This window comes from Pseudomonas sp. NFACC37-1, assembly GCF_900101575.1.
Classification (GTDB): Bacteria; Pseudomonadota; Gammaproteobacteria; order Pseudomonadales; family Pseudomonadaceae; genus Aquipseudomonas; species Aquipseudomonas fluorescens_AA.
The window spans coordinates 16,168-33,751 of sequence record NZ_FMUZ01000049.1 but is presented as its reverse complement, the minus strand read 5'-3'; the positions used below and the strand labels follow the sequence as shown (position 1 = coordinate 33,751).

At 60.6% G+C, this 17,584-nt stretch carries 17 protein-coding genes; 7 read left to right on the top strand and 10 right to left on the bottom strand.

Annotated features, from left to right (window positions below):
- Positions 1-128 precede the first annotated feature (128 nt).
- The 4 genes from glpD to BLP82_RS28275 all read right to left on the bottom strand — a co-directional run bounded on the left by glpD (position 129) and on the right by BLP82_RS28275 (position 5,177).
- A complete protein-coding gene (gene glpD / locus BLP82_RS28290; RefSeq protein ID WP_092176290.1) occupies positions 129-1,667 on the bottom strand; it encodes a glycerol-3-phosphate dehydrogenase in 1,539 nt (512 codons plus the stop codon).
- A 226-nt stretch (positions 1,668-1,893) separates the two neighbouring features.
- On the bottom strand, positions 1,894-2,649 hold the full coding sequence (locus BLP82_RS28285) for a DeoR/GlpR family transcriptional regulator (protein WP_003204973.1): 756 nt from the start codon (positions 2,647-2,649) through the stop codon (positions 1,894-1,896).
- 84 nt (positions 2,650-2,733) lie between these two features.
- Complete coding sequence (gene glpK / locus BLP82_RS28280) at positions 2,734-4,239, bottom strand: glycerol kinase GlpK (RefSeq protein ID WP_092176287.1); 1,506 nt, start codon at positions 4,237-4,239, stop codon at positions 2,734-2,736.
- Between the two features lie 86 nt (positions 4,240-4,325).
- A complete protein-coding gene (locus BLP82_RS28275; RefSeq protein WP_092176283.1) occupies positions 4,326-5,177 on the bottom strand; it encodes an MIP/aquaporin family protein in 852 nt (283 codons plus the stop codon).
- A gap of 322 nt (positions 5,178-5,499) precedes the next feature.
- Here BLP82_RS28275 and ybaK point away from each other — a divergent pair, with 322 nt between their 5' ends.
- The gene (ybaK, locus tag BLP82_RS28270) at positions 5,500-5,973 is read left to right on the top strand and encodes a Cys-tRNA(Pro) deacylase (RefSeq protein ID WP_092176279.1); all 474 of its coding nucleotides are present in this window, start codon (positions 5,500-5,502) and stop codon (positions 5,971-5,973) included.
- A gap of 112 nt (positions 5,974-6,085) precedes the next feature.
- Positions 6,086-6,877: a PhzF family phenazine biosynthesis protein gene (locus BLP82_RS28265; protein WP_092176275.1), complete on the top strand. Its 792-nt coding sequence runs from the start codon at positions 6,086-6,088 to the stop codon at positions 6,875-6,877.
- Between the two features lie 82 nt (positions 6,878-6,959).
- On the opposite strand, the gene BLP82_RS28260 is transcribed toward BLP82_RS28265, so the two are convergent.
- Both BLP82_RS28260 and argF read right to left on the bottom strand, forming a co-directional pair.
- On the bottom strand, positions 6,960-8,069 hold the full coding sequence (locus tag BLP82_RS28260; RefSeq protein ID WP_092176271.1) for an ABC transporter ATP-binding protein: 1,110 nt from the start codon (positions 8,067-8,069) through the stop codon (positions 6,960-6,962).
- A complete protein-coding gene (argF, locus tag BLP82_RS28255) occupies positions 8,066-8,986 on the bottom strand; it encodes an ornithine carbamoyltransferase (RefSeq protein ID WP_092176267.1) in 921 nt (306 codons plus the stop codon). Before argF ends, BLP82_RS28260 begins: the two co-directional genes overlap by 4 nt.
- 403 nt (positions 8,987-9,389) lie before the next feature.
- On the opposite strand from argF, the gene BLP82_RS28250 reads away from it, so the two are divergent.
- The 3 genes from BLP82_RS28250 (at position 9,390) to grxD (ending at position 12,345) form a co-directional block, all read left to right on the top strand.
- Complete coding sequence (locus BLP82_RS28250) at positions 9,390-9,677, top strand: hypothetical protein (RefSeq protein WP_092176263.1); 288 nt, start codon at positions 9,390-9,392, stop codon at positions 9,675-9,677.
- Positions 9,678-9,808: 131 nt separating this feature from the next.
- Positions 9,809-11,917: a molybdopterin oxidoreductase family protein gene (locus tag BLP82_RS28245; protein WP_092176259.1), complete on the top strand. Its 2,109-nt coding sequence runs from the start codon at positions 9,809-9,811 to the stop codon at positions 11,915-11,917.
- 89 nt (positions 11,918-12,006) lie between these two features.
- Entirely contained in the window at positions 12,007-12,345 is a 339-nt protein-coding gene (gene grxD / locus BLP82_RS28240) for a Grx4 family monothiol glutaredoxin (protein ID WP_092176255.1), read from the top strand.
- Between the two features lie 226 nt (positions 12,346-12,571).
- Here grxD and bfr read toward each other — a convergent pair whose 3' ends face one another.
- Positions 12,572-13,045 (bottom strand): bacterioferritin, encoded by a 474-nt coding sequence (bfr, locus tag BLP82_RS28235; protein WP_003178701.1) that lies wholly within the window; start codon positions 13,043-13,045, stop codon positions 12,572-12,574.
- 198 nt (positions 13,046-13,243) lie between these two features.
- Positions 13,244-13,462: a bacterioferritin-associated ferredoxin gene (locus tag BLP82_RS28230; RefSeq protein WP_003178704.1), complete on the bottom strand. Its 219-nt coding sequence runs from the start codon at positions 13,460-13,462 to the stop codon at positions 13,244-13,246.
- 316 nt (positions 13,463-13,778) lie between these two features.
- Here BLP82_RS28230 and BLP82_RS28225 point away from each other — a divergent pair, with 316 nt between their 5' ends.
- Positions 13,779-14,381 (top strand): peroxiredoxin, encoded by a 603-nt coding sequence (locus BLP82_RS28225; RefSeq protein ID WP_092176252.1) that lies wholly within the window; start codon positions 13,779-13,781, stop codon positions 14,379-14,381.
- A gap of 219 nt (positions 14,382-14,600) precedes the next feature.
- Here the strand turns inward: BLP82_RS28225 and rnt are convergent, their stop codons facing one another.
- Together rnt and pyrC are read right to left on the bottom strand one after the other, a co-directional pair.
- Complete coding sequence (gene rnt / locus BLP82_RS28220) at positions 14,601-15,278, bottom strand: ribonuclease T (protein WP_003204947.1); 678 nt, start codon at positions 15,276-15,278, stop codon at positions 14,601-14,603.
- Positions 15,275-16,321 (bottom strand): dihydroorotase, encoded by a 1,047-nt coding sequence (gene pyrC / locus BLP82_RS28215; protein ID WP_092176248.1) that lies wholly within the window; start codon positions 16,319-16,321, stop codon positions 15,275-15,277. The genes rnt and pyrC overlap by 4 nt, the downstream gene beginning before the upstream one ends.
- A 181-nt stretch (positions 16,322-16,502) precedes the next feature.
- Between pyrC and BLP82_RS28210 the strand changes: the two genes are divergently transcribed.
- The gene (locus tag BLP82_RS28210; RefSeq protein ID WP_092176243.1) at positions 16,503-17,492 is read left to right on the top strand and encodes a flagellar protein MotY; all 990 of its coding nucleotides are present in this window, start codon (positions 16,503-16,505) and stop codon (positions 17,490-17,492) included.
- Positions 17,493-17,584: the final 92 nt, after the last annotated feature.

Sequence of the window (17,584 nt, the reverse complement as noted above, 5' to 3'; positions counted from 1 at the left end):
TTACCGAAAGGCATTTAGGGGGTAGCCCTGCACCATAGAATCTCCCACAGGGGGCAGCGGTGGACGCCAGATAGCAAAAAGCCCCTGAATCGCTGGATTCAGGGGCTTTGGGTTTTGCGTGATATCGGTCAGGCCGCTTCGATCTTGCGACGGTTATGCTCGACCTTATCCAGGTACTGCTGCAGCTTCTCCTGCTCGACCGGGGTGGTGAACAAGCCCAGCTTGCTGCGGCGCCAAAGGATGTCCTGGGCATCGACGGCCCACTCGTCGCTGCACAGATAATCGACTTCGCGGGTGTAGAGACCAGCGCCGAGGTGTTCGCCCAGGTCGCCCAGGTCATGCACGCCTTCGAGCATGCGCCAGGTACGGCTGCCGTAGGTGGTGGCCCAGCGGCGGGCGATGTCGGTCGGCAGCCAGTCGAACTTGTCCCGCAACGCCGAGCACAGCGCTTGCGGGGTGGTCATGTTTTCGCCGCCGGGGAGGGCCTCTACGGCGGTCCAGCTTCCGCGCATCTGCGTGAAGTAGGGCGCCAGTTGCGCCATGGCCGATTCGGCCAACTTGCGATAAGTGGTCAGCTTGCCGCCGAACACCGACAGCAAGGGGGCTTCTTCGCCACCACCGGAAAGCGCCAGGGTGTAGTCCCGGGTGACGGCCGATGGGTTGTCGGACTCGTCGTTGCACAGCGGGCGTACGCCGGAATAACTGTGCAGGATATCGTCGCGGCTGATCTGCTTCTTGAAGTGGGCGTTGACCACCTTCAGCAGGTAATCGGTTTCGCCTTCGGTGATCGCTACCTTGGCCGGGTCACCGGTGTATTCCCGATCAGTTGTGCCGATCAAGGTGAACTGGTTCAGGTACGGAATAGTGAACACGATGCGTTGGTCTTCATTCTGAAGAATGTGCGCGTGCTCGCCTTCGTAGAGTTTCGGCACGATCAGGTGGCTGCCCTGGATCAGGCGGATACCGTAGGGCGACTCCATCTTCAGATCGTCGCGAATGAACTTGGCAACCCAAGGACCGGCGGCGTTCACCAGCGCCTTGGCGCGGATCGAAAACAGGCTGCCGTCGGCGCGTTCCAGGTGCAAGTGCCACAGGCCTTTGCTACGGCGGGCGTTCACACAGCGGGTGCGGGTGTGGACATGTGCACCTTTTTCCCGGGCGGCCATGGCGTTGAGTACCACCAGTCGCGCATCGTCGACCCAGCAGTCGGAATATTCGAAACCTTTGGTGATTTCGCTTTTCAGTGGGCTGTCGGCACCGAATTTCAGGCTTTTGGAGCCTGCGAGCAGTTCACGTTTGCCCAAGTGATCGTAGAGGAACAGGCCGGCGCGAATCATCCAGGCCGGGCGCAGGTGCGGGCGGTGGGGCAGCACGAAGCGCATTTGCTTGACGATGTGCGGGGCCTTGGTCAGCAGCACTTCGCGTTCGGCCAGTGCTTCGCGCACCAGGCGGAATTCGTAATGTTCAAGGTAGCGCAGGCCACCGTGGATCAGCTTGCTGCTGGCTGACGAGGTATGACTGGCCAGGTCGTCCTTTTCACAAAGGAACACCGAAAGACCGCGCCCGGCAGCGTCTGCGGCAATCCCCACGCCATTGATACCGCCGCCAATGACGGCGACGTCATAGATCTCGGCGAGAGGGGGCGTAGGCAAGGTAGAAGTGGGCATCGGCTGGCCTCGGGTTCTTTTCGTAATATTTGAATTCGAACATAAATGTTCATTTGCGAAAATACTAGCCCATAAATACAGCAACAGCCAGCTGACTTCGATTGAAAATACTGATCAAAAGAAGCTGAAAGGAAAATTTTCGAACACGAAGACGACTTGACGCAGGCAGGAAGGCCATTTGTGGCGAGGGGATAAATCCCCTCGCCACAGAGGGACTTGGATGCAGTCAGACCACCTCCAACCGAATCTTGTGCTGGCTCAACAGCTGCGCCAGGGCCGGCACCGGTTGCTGGTCGGTCACCAGGCAGTCGATCAAGCTGATGGGGCCCAGGCGGACCATGGCATTGCGTCCGAACTTGCTGGAGTCCGCCGCCAACAGCACTTGCCGGGCGTTGGCGATGATGGCTTGGGAAACCCGCACTTCCTGGTAGTCGAAGTCCAGCAGGCTGCCGTCTTCATCGATCCCGCTGATACCCACCAGGGCGAAGTCGACCTTGAACTGGTTGATGAAGTCGACGCTGGCCTGGCCCACCACGCCGCCGTCACGCCGTACGTTGCCGCCGGCGATCAGGACTTCGAAGTCATCCTTGGCGCTGAGGATCGAAGCCACGTGCAGGTTGTTGGTGATGACCTTCAGGTGGTTGTGGTTGAGCAGGGCTCGGGCGATGGATTCGGTGGTGGTGCCGATGTTGATGAACAGCGAGGCGTGATCGGGGATCTGGGCGGCGATGGCTTCGGCGATGCGTTGTTTTTCGTCGCGCATCTGGTCGGCGCGCATGGCGTAGGCGGTGTTTTCCACGCTTGAATCGTAGGCGGCGCCGCCGTGGTAGCGGCGCAGCAGGTTCACTTCCGCCAGTTGGTTGATGTCGCGGCGGATGGTTTGTGGGGTGACGACGAATAACTGCGCCATTTCCTCGATGCTGACATAGCCGCGTTCGCGGACCAGTTCGAGGATTTGCTGCTGGCGGGGAGGCAGATTCATGGGGCTTCCTTTGGGCTGCCGTACAAAATTTGCCCATGATGCCGCAGGAATCCGATCCCGACCAGTTTCAGAACCTTATCAGGCTTATTCAGCGTCTTCGTGGGGCTCCCAATCGCGGGTGCGGCTGACCGCTTTCTGCCAGCCGGCATAGAGTTTTTCTTTCGCCGCCTCGTCCAGTTGCGGTTCGAATTCGCGCTCGATCACCGCTTTGCCGCGCAGTTCTTCCAGGCTGCCCCAGAAGCCGCACGCCAGGCCGGCCAGGTATGCCGCACCCAGGGCCGTGGTTTCACGCATTTTTGGCCGCTCGACCTGGGTGCCGAGGATGTCGGCCTGGAACTGCATCAGGAAGTTGTTAGCCACCGCGCCACCGTCGACGCGCAGGGCCCTGAGGCGTTCGCCCGAATCCTGTTGCATGGCGTCGAGCACGTCGCGGGTCTGGTAGGCGATCGACTCCAGTGCTGCGCGAATGATGTGATCGACCCGTACGCCGCGGGTCAGGCCAAACAGTGCGCCACGGGCATAGGGGTCCCAGTACGGCGCGCCCAGGCCGGTGAAGGCGGGCACCAGGTACACACCGTTGCTGTCCTTGACCTTGTTGGCAAAGTATTCGGTATCCAGGGCGTCGTTGATGATCTTCAGTTCATCACGCAGCCATTGGACGGTGGAGCCACCGTTGAATACAGCGCCTTCCAGGGCATAGGCCACTTCGCCACGGGGGCCGCAGGCAATAGTGGTGAGCATACCGTGATTGGATTTCACGGCCTTTTTCCCGGTGTTCATCAGCAGGAAGCAGCCGGTGCCGTAGGTGTTTTTCGCCTGACCCGGCTCCACGCACATCTGCCCGAACAGGGCTGCCTGCTGGTCGCCGGCGATGCCGCCGATGGCGATACCGCTTTTGGTGCGGCCATAGATTTCCGAGGACGACTTCACTTCCGGGAGCATTTCCCGGGGGATGTCGAGGATCTCGAGCATCTTCGCGTCCCATTCCAACGAGTGAATGTTGAAGAGCAGGGTGCGCGAGGCGTTGGTGTAGTCGGTGACGTGGACCTTGCCGCCGGTGAATTTCCAGATCAGCCAGCTATCGACCGTGCCGAACAGCAGCTCACCGTTGCGCGCACGCTCGCGGCTGCCTTCGACGTTGTCCAGGATCCATTTGAGCTTGGTGCCGGAGAAGTACGGGTCGGTGACCAGGCCGGTGGTCTGGCTGATGTATTGCTCGTGGCCGTCGCGCTTGAGCTGTTGGCAGATCTCGGTGCTGCGGCGGCACTGCCAGACGATGGCGTTGTAGATCGGACGGCCGGTGGTCTTGTCCCAGACCACGGTGGTTTCCCGTTGGTTGGTGATGCCGATGGCGGCCACCTGGTCATGGTGCAGGCCGGCCTGGGCCAAGGCTTCGACCATGACCGCGCTCTGGGTGGCGAAGATTTCCATCGGGTCGTGTTCGACCCAGCCGGCCTGCGGGTAGTGCTGGGCGAATTCGCGTTGGGCGGTGCAGACCACATTGGCATCACGGTCGAAGATGATCGCGCGCGAGCTGGTCGTACCCTGGTCGAGGGCAATGATGTAGTTCTTGTTCTGGGTGTCGGTCATTTCGATTGCCTCGGGTCTTTCATAAAGGGAGACGTAAGAAGAAGCCACGGCGCAGGCTTCGAATGGCAGGGCCTGCGCCGACTGTTTCAGGATGTTCTGGGCTTGCCGTCAATGGCCGGTTCTGCATCCTTTGTAGCTGTTACAGCGCTGGGCAGGTGGCGGGCAATCAGCCCGCGATAGGCCGCAGCACCGAGGCACGCACCCACGATCGGCGCAAAAATCGGAACCAGGAAGTACGGGATGTCGCGTCCACCCGTGAGGGAAATTTCACCCCAGCCTGCGAAGAAAGTCATCAGTTTAGGACCGAAGTCCCGCGCCGGGTTCATCGCAAAACCCGTCAGCGGCCCCATGGAACTGCCAATCACGGCAATCAGCAGGCCGATCAGCAACGGCGCCAGTGGGCCACGGGGCAAGCCGTTGTTGTCATCGGTCAAGGACATGATCACCCCCATCAGGATGGCGGTGATGATCGCTTCCACGAGGAAGGCTTGGCCAGTGGAGAGTGCCGCGTGCGGGTAGGTGGAGAACACCGAAGCCAGTTCGAGGCTCATTTCGGTGCCGCGAACCATGTGCCGGGACTGTTCGAAATCGAAGAATAGATTGCTATACAAGGTGTAGACCAGGAGGGCGCCGCAGAAAGCGCCGGTCACTTGGGACGCTATGTAGAAAGGCAGCTTGCGCTTTTCGAAGTCGGTGAATATGCACAGGGCGATGCTGACGGCGGGGTTGAGATGGGCGCCGGAAATGCCTGCGCTCAGATAGATCGCCATGCTGACGCCGACGCCCCAGATGAGGCTGATTTCCCACAAGCCGAAGCTCGCACCCGCGACCTTGAGCGCCGCGACGCAACCAGTGCCGAAAAAAATCAGCAGCCCAGTTCCCAGGAATTCGGCCAGACATTGGCTGGACAGGGACGGCTGTTGTAAAGCAGTTGTCATTCAAACCTCGGTCTTTTGTTGTTTTGCAGCGCGTTCGATACAGCACGATTGTGCGATTTCCACCGAGGCAGGATCCCATCCTGAACTCGGGTTGCTGCTTGAGACCTGCAATGTTGCTTTCAGTTTCGAAAAAATATAGACAAGAAACGCTGGTGTCAAAGGTCGAAAGTGAACCATTGGTCACATTTCAACTATTCGCGCTGTGAATGACTCTGCCCCAAGAGAGGCAACAGTGGTACGGGCAGTGCAGCCGCAAAGCCTTTTTGCAGACGATGGCTTAGAATCCGCTCACTCTTTTTTGATTTCGTTATCAGGAGCGGTCATGACACCCGCGTTGGATCTGCTTAAGAAAGTGCGCGCCGAACATCGTATCCACAGTTATGAACACGATCCCAAGGCGGCGTCCTATGGCTTGGAGGCGGCGGAAAAGCTCGGGCTGGATCCGGCGCAGGTGTTCAAGACGTTGTTGGCGGCCAGTGAAAAAGGTGAGCTGTTGGTGGCGGTAGTGCCCGTGGCCGGGAGTCTGGATTTGAAAGGCCTGGCCCACGCCGCCGGCGTGAAGAAGGTCGAGATGGCTGACCCGGTCGCCGCGCAGCGTTCGACCGGTTATTTGCTCGGCGGTATCAGCCCGCTGGGACAGAAGAAGCGTTTACGCACGTTTATCGACAATTCCGCACAGCCACTCGCCAGTATGTTCGTCAGTGCGGGGCGGCGTGGATTGGAAGTCGAGTTGGCGCCTTCGGTATTGAAGGAGCACACCGGGGCAGTGTTTGCTGATATCGGGCGTGCTGGATAGAGCAGGGTGGCCGCTGCGCAGCCTGTAGGGTGAAAATTCTGCTGATCTGTCACTGGATAAGCCATGCCGCTACACCCCATGCTGGCGCATCAGAAAAATAAGGAGAAGTGCCATGCAGCTTGCGTTTCATCAGGTCGATGCGTTCAGTGACCGGCCGTTCGGCGGCAACCCGGCGATGGTCTATCGGCTCGACGGCTGGCTTGCCGACGACCTGATGCAGAAGATCGCCGCCGAGCATAACCTGGCTGAAACCGCGTTCCTGGTGCGTGAAGGTCAGCATTGGCATATCCGCTGGTTCACCCCCACCACCGAAGTCCCGCTGTGTGGCCACGCCACGTTGGCCAGCGCTTATGTGCTGTTCGAGGTCTATCACGAAACTGTCGAGCGCCTGGATTTTATCTGCCGGTCCGGCTCGTTGAGTGTGACGCGTGAGGGTGATCGGTTGTGGTTGGATTTTCCGGCCGTGGTGCCTGCCGAGTTGGGCGTGTCCCTGGCCGTGCAGAGTGCCTTGGGCGTCGAAGCGGTGGATGTGCTGAGTTCCAACGAGTTGTTCGTGGTGCTGGAGTCGGAGCAAGCGGTGCTCGATTGCAAACCGGACATGGTGGCCCTGGCGAAACTGCCCTGGCCCGGCGCCATCGTCACCGCGCCGGGGAGCAAGCATGATTTTGTCTCGCGCTATTTTGCCCCGGCGATCGGCATCAACGAAGACCCGGTGACCGGCTCGACCCATTGCAGCCTGATTCCCTATTGGTCCAAGCGCCTGGGCAAGCACGGACTGACGGCTTATCAGTGTTCGGCCAGGGGCGGGGCGTTGTTTTGTCGGTTGGAGGGGGAGCGGGTGAAGATCGGCGGGAACGCGACGTTGGTGGCCAGCGGGACGTTGAGGCTGCACTCAAGTCAATGACATCAAAATGTGGGAGCGAGATTGCTCGCGATAGCGGTGGTTCAGCCTGCATCAATGCCGAATGTGTCCGCTCCCACAATGATCAGTTGGCCGCGCTGTAGCGTCGCACACCGCTGTCCACCGGTGGGATATGTGCCGCGGTGCTGCCCGAAGCCTGGAACAGCACCAGGTGTTCAGCCGCCACGCGGATGCCCACGGCGGCGCCAACCTGATGGTCGGCATGGCTGGGGAAGATCGATTCCAGTTGCGCACCTGTGGGTAACTGCAGGCGGTACAAGGTTGAAGCACCCAGGAAGGTCTTGCCAACGATTCTGGCGGTAAGCGGGCTGTCCGGAGCGTAGACGATATCGTCTGGGCGCAGCAGCACGTCCACCGCGCCGCCGATGGGCCAGGTGTAGGCCCGGTTGCCGCGCAGCAGGCCCAGCTCGGTCCGTACCGATTCCGGGCTGTCCAGCTGGCCGCGAATGAAGTAGCCCTGGCCAACGAAACTGGCGACGAATGGGGTCAGTGGTTCGTGATACAGGTTGTAGGGCGTGTCCCACTGTTCCAGGCGACCTTCCCTGAATACGCCGACATGGTCACTCACGGCGAACGCTTCTTCCTGATCGTGGGTGACCAGGATCGCGCTGGTGCCGCGGGCCTTGAGAATGTCTCGCACTTCATGGCTGAGCTTGCGGCGCAGCTCGCCATCGAGGTTGGAGAACGGTTCATCGAGCAACAGCAGCTGCGGTTCCGGCGCCAGCGCACGGGCCAGGGCCACGCGCTGCTGTTGGCCGCCGGACAGTTCATGGGTAAAACGGCTGCCCAGGTGTTTCAGGTTGACCAGTTCCAGCAATTCTTCGACGACGCGATCCTTGTTCGGATGCTTGCGAATGCCAAAGGCAATGTTCTGGGCCACGCTCAGGTGGGGGAACAGGGCGTAGTCCTGGAACACCATGCCGATGCGGCGTTTTTCCGGGGCGAGGGTGAAGCCGGCGCGGGAGATGGTTTCCCCGGCCAACTGGATTTCACCCTCGTGCACCGGTTCGAAGCCGGCAATGGCGCGCAAGGTCGTGGTCTTGCCGCACCCGGACGAACCGAGCAGGCAACCGATATCACCGGCATTGAGGTGCAGGTTGAGGTTCTGCACGACCCGCTGGTCCTGATAACCGCAGGCCAGGTTGTGCAAGTTCAGCAGCAGGGCGTGGCTCATGCGTGGTGATACGCCGGCTCGACCAGGAACTCGAGCAAGGCCTTTTGCGCATGCAGGCGATTCTCGGCCTGGTCCCAGGCTACCGAACGCGGGTCATCCAGCAGGTCCATGCTGATCTCCTCGCCACGGTGTGCCGGCAGGCAGTGCATGAACAACACCTCGGCATCCGCCAGGTCGAGAAGGGCCCGGTTGACCTGCAGGGGCGCGAACAACTTCAGGCGCCTGGCGGTTTCTTCTTCCTGGCCCATGGAGGTCCAGACGTCGGTGCTCACCAGGTGCGCACCGGCCACGGCCTGTTTCGGGTCACGGACGATGGACACCCGGTCCCCGGCCTTGGCCAGCAACTCGGCATTGGGGTCAAAACCTTCGGGGCAGGCAACGCGAAGTTGGAAGTCGAATTGCATCGCCGCTTCTATATAGCTGTTGCACATGTTGTTGCCATCGCCGATCCAGGCCACGGTCTTGCCCTGGATCGAGCCACGGTGCTCGAGGAAGGTCTGCATGTCGGCCAGCAACTGGCAGGGGTGCAGGTCGTCGGACAGGCCGTTGATCACCGGTACGCGGGAATGGGCCGCGAACTCGGTCAGGGTGCTGTGGGCAAAGGTACGGATCATCACCGCGTCCAGCATGCTCGACATGACGATGGCGCAATCGCCGATGGGTTCGCCACGGCCCAGTTGGGTGTCGCGGGGCGACAGAAAAATCGCCTGGCCGCCCAGTTGGATCATGCCGGCTTCGAAAGAGATGCGGGTGCGGGTCGATGATTTCTCGAAGATCATCCCCAGCACGCGGTTTTTCAAGGGCTCGAACAGTACGCCGCGATTACGCAGGTCCTTGAGCTCCACGCCTCGACGGATCACGCCGAGCAACTCATCGGGCGTGAAATCCATCAGGGAGAGAAAGTGCCTTGCGCTCATGATTGACTACCTTTTTGTAACTGACCGCAGATGCTCAAAGCCTTGTTTAATGAAAAAACGGGCGAGACCTGCGGCAAAAGCCGCACGGGGCGACGAAATAGGGGAAGGCGCGATCTTATAATTAAATGTCGCGTCTTACCAATAGGGCTACGGTTTTTGGGGATTTCAGCGAAGCCATCACGCGAATGCGATGACGTATTTGAGGCCGGTTTCCTGACTGCAGCGGCCCATTTGTACACTGGCGCCGCTCGGCTTGGCAATCAAGCGCGGCCGGGCGCGCCATGGATGGTGGCGGTTTATGCCATGTCCTTCGACTCTTGCGCCTGCCTGCTGGTGGTTGTGAAACATTTCCTAATGCAAAGGCCTGGGTTATAAATGAGCCTCAGCGGCACAGGAGCCCGAAATGGATTCGAAAGAGCGACAATTGATGGAATTGCTGGGGCTGACCGCACGCTCGCTGACCCACCTGACGGCATCGGTGACGTCCATGTCATTCGAATTGCTGCGCAGCGAGGATGAAGTGACCAAGGCCGCCGGCCGCCGGATGATCGATCGCATGGCCACGATCAGCAGCGGCCTCGACGAGCATTGGCGATTGATTGGCGAACTGACCGGCGTGCCCATCGCCCAGGAGCAGGTGGAAACCGTCGAGGAAATCCAACTCCTGGCGCCGCCCCCCGAGGGCCCTTGATCGCACCTCATCGGCGGGCCTGATGCCCGGCAATTCACAGGACGAACGTCGCTGGCGCTGCCGGGAAGCGCGGGCCATAGTTTTGTTCCCGCGGCCGAAAGTGCCCGCCACGAATAAAACAGAGACTGGCCATGACCAAGACTCTCCACCACCGTGCGTGCCATCTGTGTGAAGCCATCTGCGGCTTGACCCTCGAAACCACCGAAACCGACGGCCAGGGCCTGGCGATCACCTCGATCAAGGGCGATGCGCTGGACACCTTCAGTCGCGGTCACATCTGCCCCAAGGCAGTGGCCCTGCAAGATATCCAGAACGATCCGGACCGCCTGCGCCAACCCATGCAGCGCATCGGCAACGAATGGCACCCCATCGCCTGGGACGATGCCTTCGCGTTGGTGGCCGCGCGTCTGGCGGATATCCAGGAGCGTCACGGCCAGAACGCGGTGGCGGTCTACCAGGGCAACCCCAGCGTGCATAACTATGGGCTGATGACCCATAGCAACTACTTCCTGGGCCTGCTGAAGACCCGCAGCCGTTTCTCGGCAACCTCGGTGGACCAACTGCCCCATCACCTGACCAGCCACCTGATGTATGGCCACGGCTTGCTACTGCCGATTCCGGACATCGATCACACCGACTTCATGCTGATCCTGGGCGGCAACCCATTGGCCTCCAACGGCAGCATCATGACCGTGCCGGACGTGGAGAAGCGTCTCAAGGCGATCCAGGCCCGTGGCGGCAAAGTGGTGGTGGTCGATCCGCGCCGCAGCGAAACGGCGGCCATTGCCGACCAGCATGTCTTCGTGCGTCCCGGTGGCGATGCCGCGCTGCTGTTTGGCTTGCTCGATACCCTGTTCAGCGAAGGCCTGACCCGTGACAGCCATCTGCCGGTGGACGGCCTGGACGAGGTGCGCGCGGCCGTTGCTGCTTTCACGGCTGAAGCGATGAGCCCGCTTTGTGCGGTGCCGGCCGCGCAGATCCGGCAATTGGCCCGGGACTTCGCCGCCGCCCCGTCAGCGGTGTGCTACGGGCGGATGGGGGTGTCGACCCAGGCGTTCGGTACGCTGTGCCACTGGCTGATCCAAGTGATCAACCTGGTGACCGGCAATCTGGATCGGGTGGGCGGTGCGCTGTGTACCGAGCCGGCGGTGGACCTGGTGGCGACCACCTCGGGTGGGCATTTCAATCGCTGGCAGAGCCGGGTGTCCGGGCGTCCCGAGTACGCAGGGGAGCTGCCGGTGTCGGCCCTGGCCGAGGAGATGCTGACCGAGGGCGAAGGCCAGATTCGGGCGCTCGTCACCGTGGCCGGCAACCCGGTGTTGTCTACACCCAACGGGCGGCAATTGGAGCAGGCCCTGGATGGGCTGGAGTTCATGGTCAGTGTCGATCTGTACATCAACGAAACCACCCGTTACGCCGACCTGATCCTGCCCTCGACCTCGGCCCTGGAAAACGATCATTACGACACCACCTTCAACCTGTTCGCGGTGCGCAACGTGACCCGTTTCAACCGGGCGATCCTGCCCAAGCCCGAGGGGGCGCTGCACGACTGGGAAATCTTTGTCGGCCTGGCCAAGGCCTTCGCTGCCCGGACCGGCAAGGAGCTCAAGCCAACCATGCCGCCAGCGCAGATGATCGATCTTGGCCTGCGCAGCGGGGCGTATGGCGACGCCTCGCCGCACAAACTGTCTCTGGCGACCTTGTTCGACCATCCCCATGGCATCGACCTCGGCGCACTCAAGCCCAACCTGGCCCCACGCTTGAAAACCGAAAACCAGCGGGTGCAGGCCGCGCCGGCGGTGATTCTCGCCGACCTTGCGCGCTTTGCCGCGTTGCAGGCGCCAGAACCGGATGAGTTGCTGATGATTGGCCGCCGCCATGTGCGCAGCAATAACTCCTGGATGCATAACTTCCATCGACTGGTGAAGGGCAAGCCGCGTCATCAATTGCTGATGCACCCGGATGACCTCGCCTCCCGCGGCCTTGCCGACGGGCAGCGCGTGACGGTCAGTTCGCGGGTGGGGGCCATCGAAGTCGAGGTACTGGGCAGCCTGGACATGATGAAAGGCGTGGTCAGCCTGCCCCACGGCTGGGGACATGCCCGGCCGGGCGTGCAGATGACCATTGCCAGCGGACAGCCGGGATCCAGCGCCAATGACCTGACCGATGATTGCCAGCTCGATGAGTTGTCCGGCAACGCGGCGCTCAACGGTGTACCGGTGAAGGTGGCGGCTGCGTAGAATTGTCTCTGAGCAGCACGTTCTGCTTTCCGTTACAATGCGCCACCGTGTCGACAACTGACGTCGCAAAGTTTAAGCCGAGGTGCTCCGTGGATATCATCGAAACGATTAAAGACCAGATTGCCAACAACACCATCCTGCTTTACATGAAAGGCTCGCCGAACGCGCCACAATGCGGTTTCTCGGCCAAGGCTGCTCAGGCTGTGATGGCGTGTGGCGAGAAGTTTGCCTACGTGGACATCCTGCAGAACCCGGAAATCCGCGCCAACCTGCCCAAGTACGCCAACTGGCCAACCTTCCCGCAATTGTGGGTGGGCGGTGAGCTGATCGGCGGTAGTGACATCATGACCGAGATGGCCGCCGACGGTTCCTTGCAGACCACGATCAAGGCAGCGGTAGAAAAAGCGGCGAACAAGACCGAAGCCTGATACGCGATGATCCGTTTGCCACATATGATGGGGTAAACGCGGACGTGTGGGAGCGGGCTTGCTCGCGAATGCGGTGGATCAGCTAGCACTTTTTTACCTGACCCACCGCATTCGCGAGCAAGCCCGCTCCCACAGTGGGTTTTCGGTGGCCTGGGAATCCAGGCAATAAAAAGCCCCGCCTCTCGAAAGAGGGCGGGGCTTTTTAGTGGCCTGCTGCCGGGGAAGGTTACTCTTCGCCCATCTGCGATTGCAGGTAGTTCTCAAGACCGACTTTGTCGATCAGGCCTAGTTGGGTTTCCAGCCAGTCGATGTGCTCTTCCTCGGATTCGAGGATGTCTTCCAGCAGTTCACGGCTACCGAAGTCGCCAACGCTTTCGCAATGGGCAATGGCGGCCTTCAGGTCGGCGTGGCCGGTGCGCTCGATGCGCAGGTCGCACTCGAGCATTTCCCGGGTGTGTTCGCCGATGTGCAGTTTGCCCAGGTCCTGGACGTTCGGCAGGCCTTCGAGGAACAGGATGCGCTTGATCAGTTTGTCCGCGTGTTTCATCTCGTCGATGGACTCGTGGTACTCGTGCTTGCCCAGCTTGTTCAGGCCCCAATCCTCGTACATGCGCGCATGCAGGAAGTATTGGTTGATCGCGACCAGCTCATTGGCAAGGATCTTGTTGAGATGCTGGATGACTGTAATGTCGCCTTTCATGATGAGGCCTGCCCTGTAATAGCTGTGTATAGGGCGGAGTTTGAGCCGCGCATTTACCAGTGTCAAACCTAAGTTATTGAATAATAAATGAAAATTAATCGGAATAAGAATGTTTGTGTTCCGCGTCTGGACGCTAAGCATTTGATTTACAGGCATAAAAAAACCGGACATTGAGTCCGGTTCCTTGAAAAGCTGTCTTTACGCGGCAGTAAATTCTACCGGGTAGGGGATCGAGGCCTGTGCCGTTTGCACCTTGGCGAGGGTTTCACGCACCACTTCCTTGGCCAGGCAGGCACATTTGCCGCATTGGCTGGCTACGCCGGTGGCCTGGCGGACTTCGCGATAGCTGCAGCAACCTTCATAGATCGCTTCGCGGATTTGTCCGTCGGTGACGCCAGTGCAGAGGCATACATACATAAGTGAGAACCGTCGCTGGTTGTGACTCAATTGAGACGGATCTTAATGTTAACGAGAATGATTGTCAAAGTGGTTTCTCAAGGTCTTGCGCCTGAGCGATGCCAGGCTGACGAACGGTTTTTTCCTTGGCCAACAAAGGCGGTACGCAGCGGGGCGGCGATTTTTCGATACCACCGAAAAACCGTTGAAGACAGTCCAAATGTGCGGTGTATGATGGTCGGCCCTTGCAAGCGGGTTCGTGTCACAGGGCTGTCGCCTGAGGGTGGCAGGCTGGCCCGGACTTTGTTTTCACGCTAATTACATCAGGAGATATCCAATGAGCGTACTCGTAGGCAAACAAGCCCCTGACTTCACCGTGCCAGCCGTGCTTGGCAACGGCGAAATCGTCGACAGCTTCACCCTGTCCTCGGCCATCAAAGGCAAATACGGCCTGGTGTTCTTCTATCCGCTGGACTTCACCTTCGTCTGCCCGTCCGAGCTGATCGCACTGGATCACCGCATGGAAGACTTCAAGGCGCGCAACGTTGAAGTGATCGCTGTTTCGATCGACTCGCACTTCACCCACAACGCCTGGCGCAACACCCCGATCAACAATGGCGGTATCGGTCAGGTGAAATACACCATGGCTGCCGACATGAAGCACGAAATCGCCAAGGCCTACGACGTTGAGTCCGAAGGTGGCGTGGCCTTCCGTGGCGCCTTCCTGATCGACGACAAGGGGGTTGTCCGTTCGCAGATCATCAACGACCTGCCGCTGGGCCGTAACATGGAAGAGTTGATCCGTCTGGTCGACGCGCTGCAATTCCACGAAGAGCACGGCGAAGTCTGCCCGGCCAACTGGAAAAAAGGCGACAAGGGCATGACCGCATCGCCTGAAGGCGTTGCCGCTTACCTGGGCGAGCACAGCGACAAGCTGTAAGCGCCTCCAGGCATAAAAAAACCGGCCCTCGATGGGCCGGTTTTTTTATGGGTGTTCCAAAGCAGAATACAGTCCTGTGGCGAGGCGATTTATCCCCGCTGGGCCGCGAAGCGGCCCCAAACCTGTCAATTGAGTTTGCCTGGCTCACCTTTCTGGGACTGCTGCGCAGTCCAACGGGGATAAATCCCCTCGCCACAAAAGGCCAAGCTTGGCTCTATGTCAGTCGTCGAAATCCTGCCAGCCGCCCATCTCTTTCCACCGGTTGACGATGCCGCAGAACAGCTCGGCGGTCTTCTCGGTGTCGTAGCGGGCCGAGTGTGCCTCACGGCCATCGAAATCGATGTCGGCTGCCTGGCACGCCTTGGCCAGGACGGTCTGGCCATACGCCAGGCCAGCCAGGGTCGCGGTGTCGAAGCTGGAGAACGGGTGGAACGGGTTGCGCTTCATGTCCAGGCGCGCGACGGCGGCGTTGAGGAAGCCCAGGTCGAAGCTGCTGTTGTGCCCGACCAGGATCGCGCGCTTGCAACCGTTGGCCTTGAGCGCCTTGCGCACACCACGGAAGATGTCGGTCAGGGCCGTTTCTTCGCTGACGGCCATGCGCAGCGGGTGATCGAGCTTGATCCCGGTGAACTCCAACGCCGCCGCTTCGACGTTGGCGCCTTCGAACGGTTCGACACGGAAGAAATAGGTGTGGTCAGGGAACACAAAGCCTTTTTCGTCCATGCCGATGGTGGTCGCGGCGATTTCCAGCAAGGCGTCGGTGGCGGAATTGAAACCACCGGTTTCTACATCGACGACGACCGGCAGATAACCACGGAACCGCGCGGCCATGGGGTGACGGGCGCCGCCCGAACCACCGTTGCCGTCCAGTTCGTCGTCGAAATGATCTTCACTCACGCGTTTTCCTCCAGCAGGCGCCAGCGCAGTTTTTCACCGGCGCGCAGCGGGATGACGGTCTGCTCGCCGAAAGGCAGGCTGACGGGGGCGGTCCATTCGTCACGGACCAGGGTAATACGGTCGGTGTTCACCGGCAGGCCATAGAAGCGCGAGCCATGCAGGCTGGCGAAGCCTTCGAGTTTTTCCAGCGCATTGCGCTGTTCGAACGCCTCGGCGTACATCTCGATGGCGGCATAGGCGGTGTAGCAGCCGGCACAACCACAGGCCGCTTCCTTGGCGTGACGGGCGTGGGGCGCCGAGTCGGTGCCGAGGAAAAACTTGGCGCTGCCGCTGGTGGCGGCGTCCAGCAAGGCTTCCTGGTGGGTATTGCGCTTGAGGATCGGCAGGCAATAGAAGTGCGGCCGGATCCCGCCCACCAGCATGTGGTTGCGGTTGTACAGCAGGTGGTGGGCGGTAATGGTCGCGCCGACGTTGGCCGGGGCCTCGTTGACGAACTGTACGGCATCGCCGGTGGTGATGTGTTCGAACACCACCTTGAGGGTCGGGAAACGCTCCACGACACGGCGCATGTGCTCGTCGATGAAGATCTTCTCGCGGTCGAACACATCGACGTCGCCCCGGGTAACCTCACCATGGATCAACAACGGCATGCCGACTTCGGCCATGGCCTCCAGTGCCGGGAAGATCTTGTCGATGCTGGTGACACCGGAATCGGAGTTGGTCGTCGCGCCGGCAGGATACAGCTTGGCGGCATGGACAAAACCGCTGGCCTTGGCGTCGCGAATCTCTTCGGGCTGGGTGCGGTCGGTGAGGTAAAGCACCATCAGCGGTTCGAAGCGGCTGCCAGCCGGGCGCGCGGCGAGAATACGCTGGCGATAGCCATCGGCCTCGGCGGCGTTGCGCACGGGCGGAACCAGGTTAGGCATGATGATTGCGCGCCCGAAGGTGCGCGCGACATCGGCGACGGTATGGGTCAACACAGCACCATCGCGAAGATGAATATGCCAGTCGTCGGGACGCAGCAGGGTCAGGCGGTCGGACATTGGGGGGCTTCCAGGCGGGTCAAACTCTGGGGAATGCTACCGGAAAAGACCGATTCAGGCACCCGCTATCAAGTTCTGCCACAACTTACCGATAGCTCCTACAGGTGTGCCACGAATCCGTGCGATGCCCCATGCCCTCAAGCATGCGTCGATCTTTGTATAAAAGTCAGTGGAGCCTCCCGTGCGCCAGCGTTATCTAGCCTTGCTCAGTGTGTTTGCCAGCCTTCCCGCCATGGCGCTCACTTTCCAGACCCGTCTGGAGAGCATCGAGTGGACGGTCGAAGGCGACAAGTTCGAGTGCCGGCTCAGCCAGCCGATCACCGATTTCGGCACTGGCGAGTTCGTGCGCCGGGCGGGCGAGCAGGCCACGTTCCGCCTCAAGAGTTATAACCCGATGCTGGGCGGCGGTTCGGCCACCTTGCTGGCGGCGGCCGCACCGTGGCAACCGGGGCGCGGCGATATCAACCTGGGCTCGGTCAGCATTGGCAGTGGCGATGTATTGTTCAACAGCTCCCAGGTCCAGGCCGGACGCTTGATCAGTGGGCTGATGGACGGTCGTAGCCCTGTGGTACGGCGCAACACCGAGGACGGTCGAGTGTCGGAAGTCCGCTTGCTGCCGGTGCGTTTCAACAAAGCCTTCAGCGATTATCAGAGCTGTGTGGCCAAGTTGTTGCCGAAGAATTTCGAACAGGTGAAGCAGACCCAGATCGGCTTCCCCGGCGAGGAAGTCGAACTCGATGCCCGGGCCAAGGCCCAGTTGCAGGTGATGCTCGACTTCATCAAGGCCGATCCGAGCGTCAATCATGTCGAGCTTGACGGTCACTCCGACAACAGCGGCAATCGCCTGACCAACCGCGAACTGTCGCGCCGCCGGGCCCTGGCAGTCCAGGATTTCTTCAAGGCCAATGGTTTCCAGGAGTCGCAGATTACCCTGCGCTTCCACGGCGAGCGTTATCCCTTGGTGCCCAACACCAACGCCGCCAACCGGGCCAAGAACCGTCGCGTGGTCGTGCGCCTTGAGCGCGTGGCGGCTAGCGAAGCACCGGCACCCCAGGCTCCCGCCGCGCAGCCCGCACCGGCTGCGGCCCCTGCCAAGGTGCCGGCGCCCACCGCGGCGCCGGCCAAGACACCGGCACCCACGCCCGTCGGGACGACTGCGCGGACCTCCTGATTCGATTTTGACCGTCGCGCGTTCGACATAATCTGTCGCTTCGTCGTCATAAGCTGTCGCGCCCCTGTAAATTATTCGCGCTGGACGTTAGA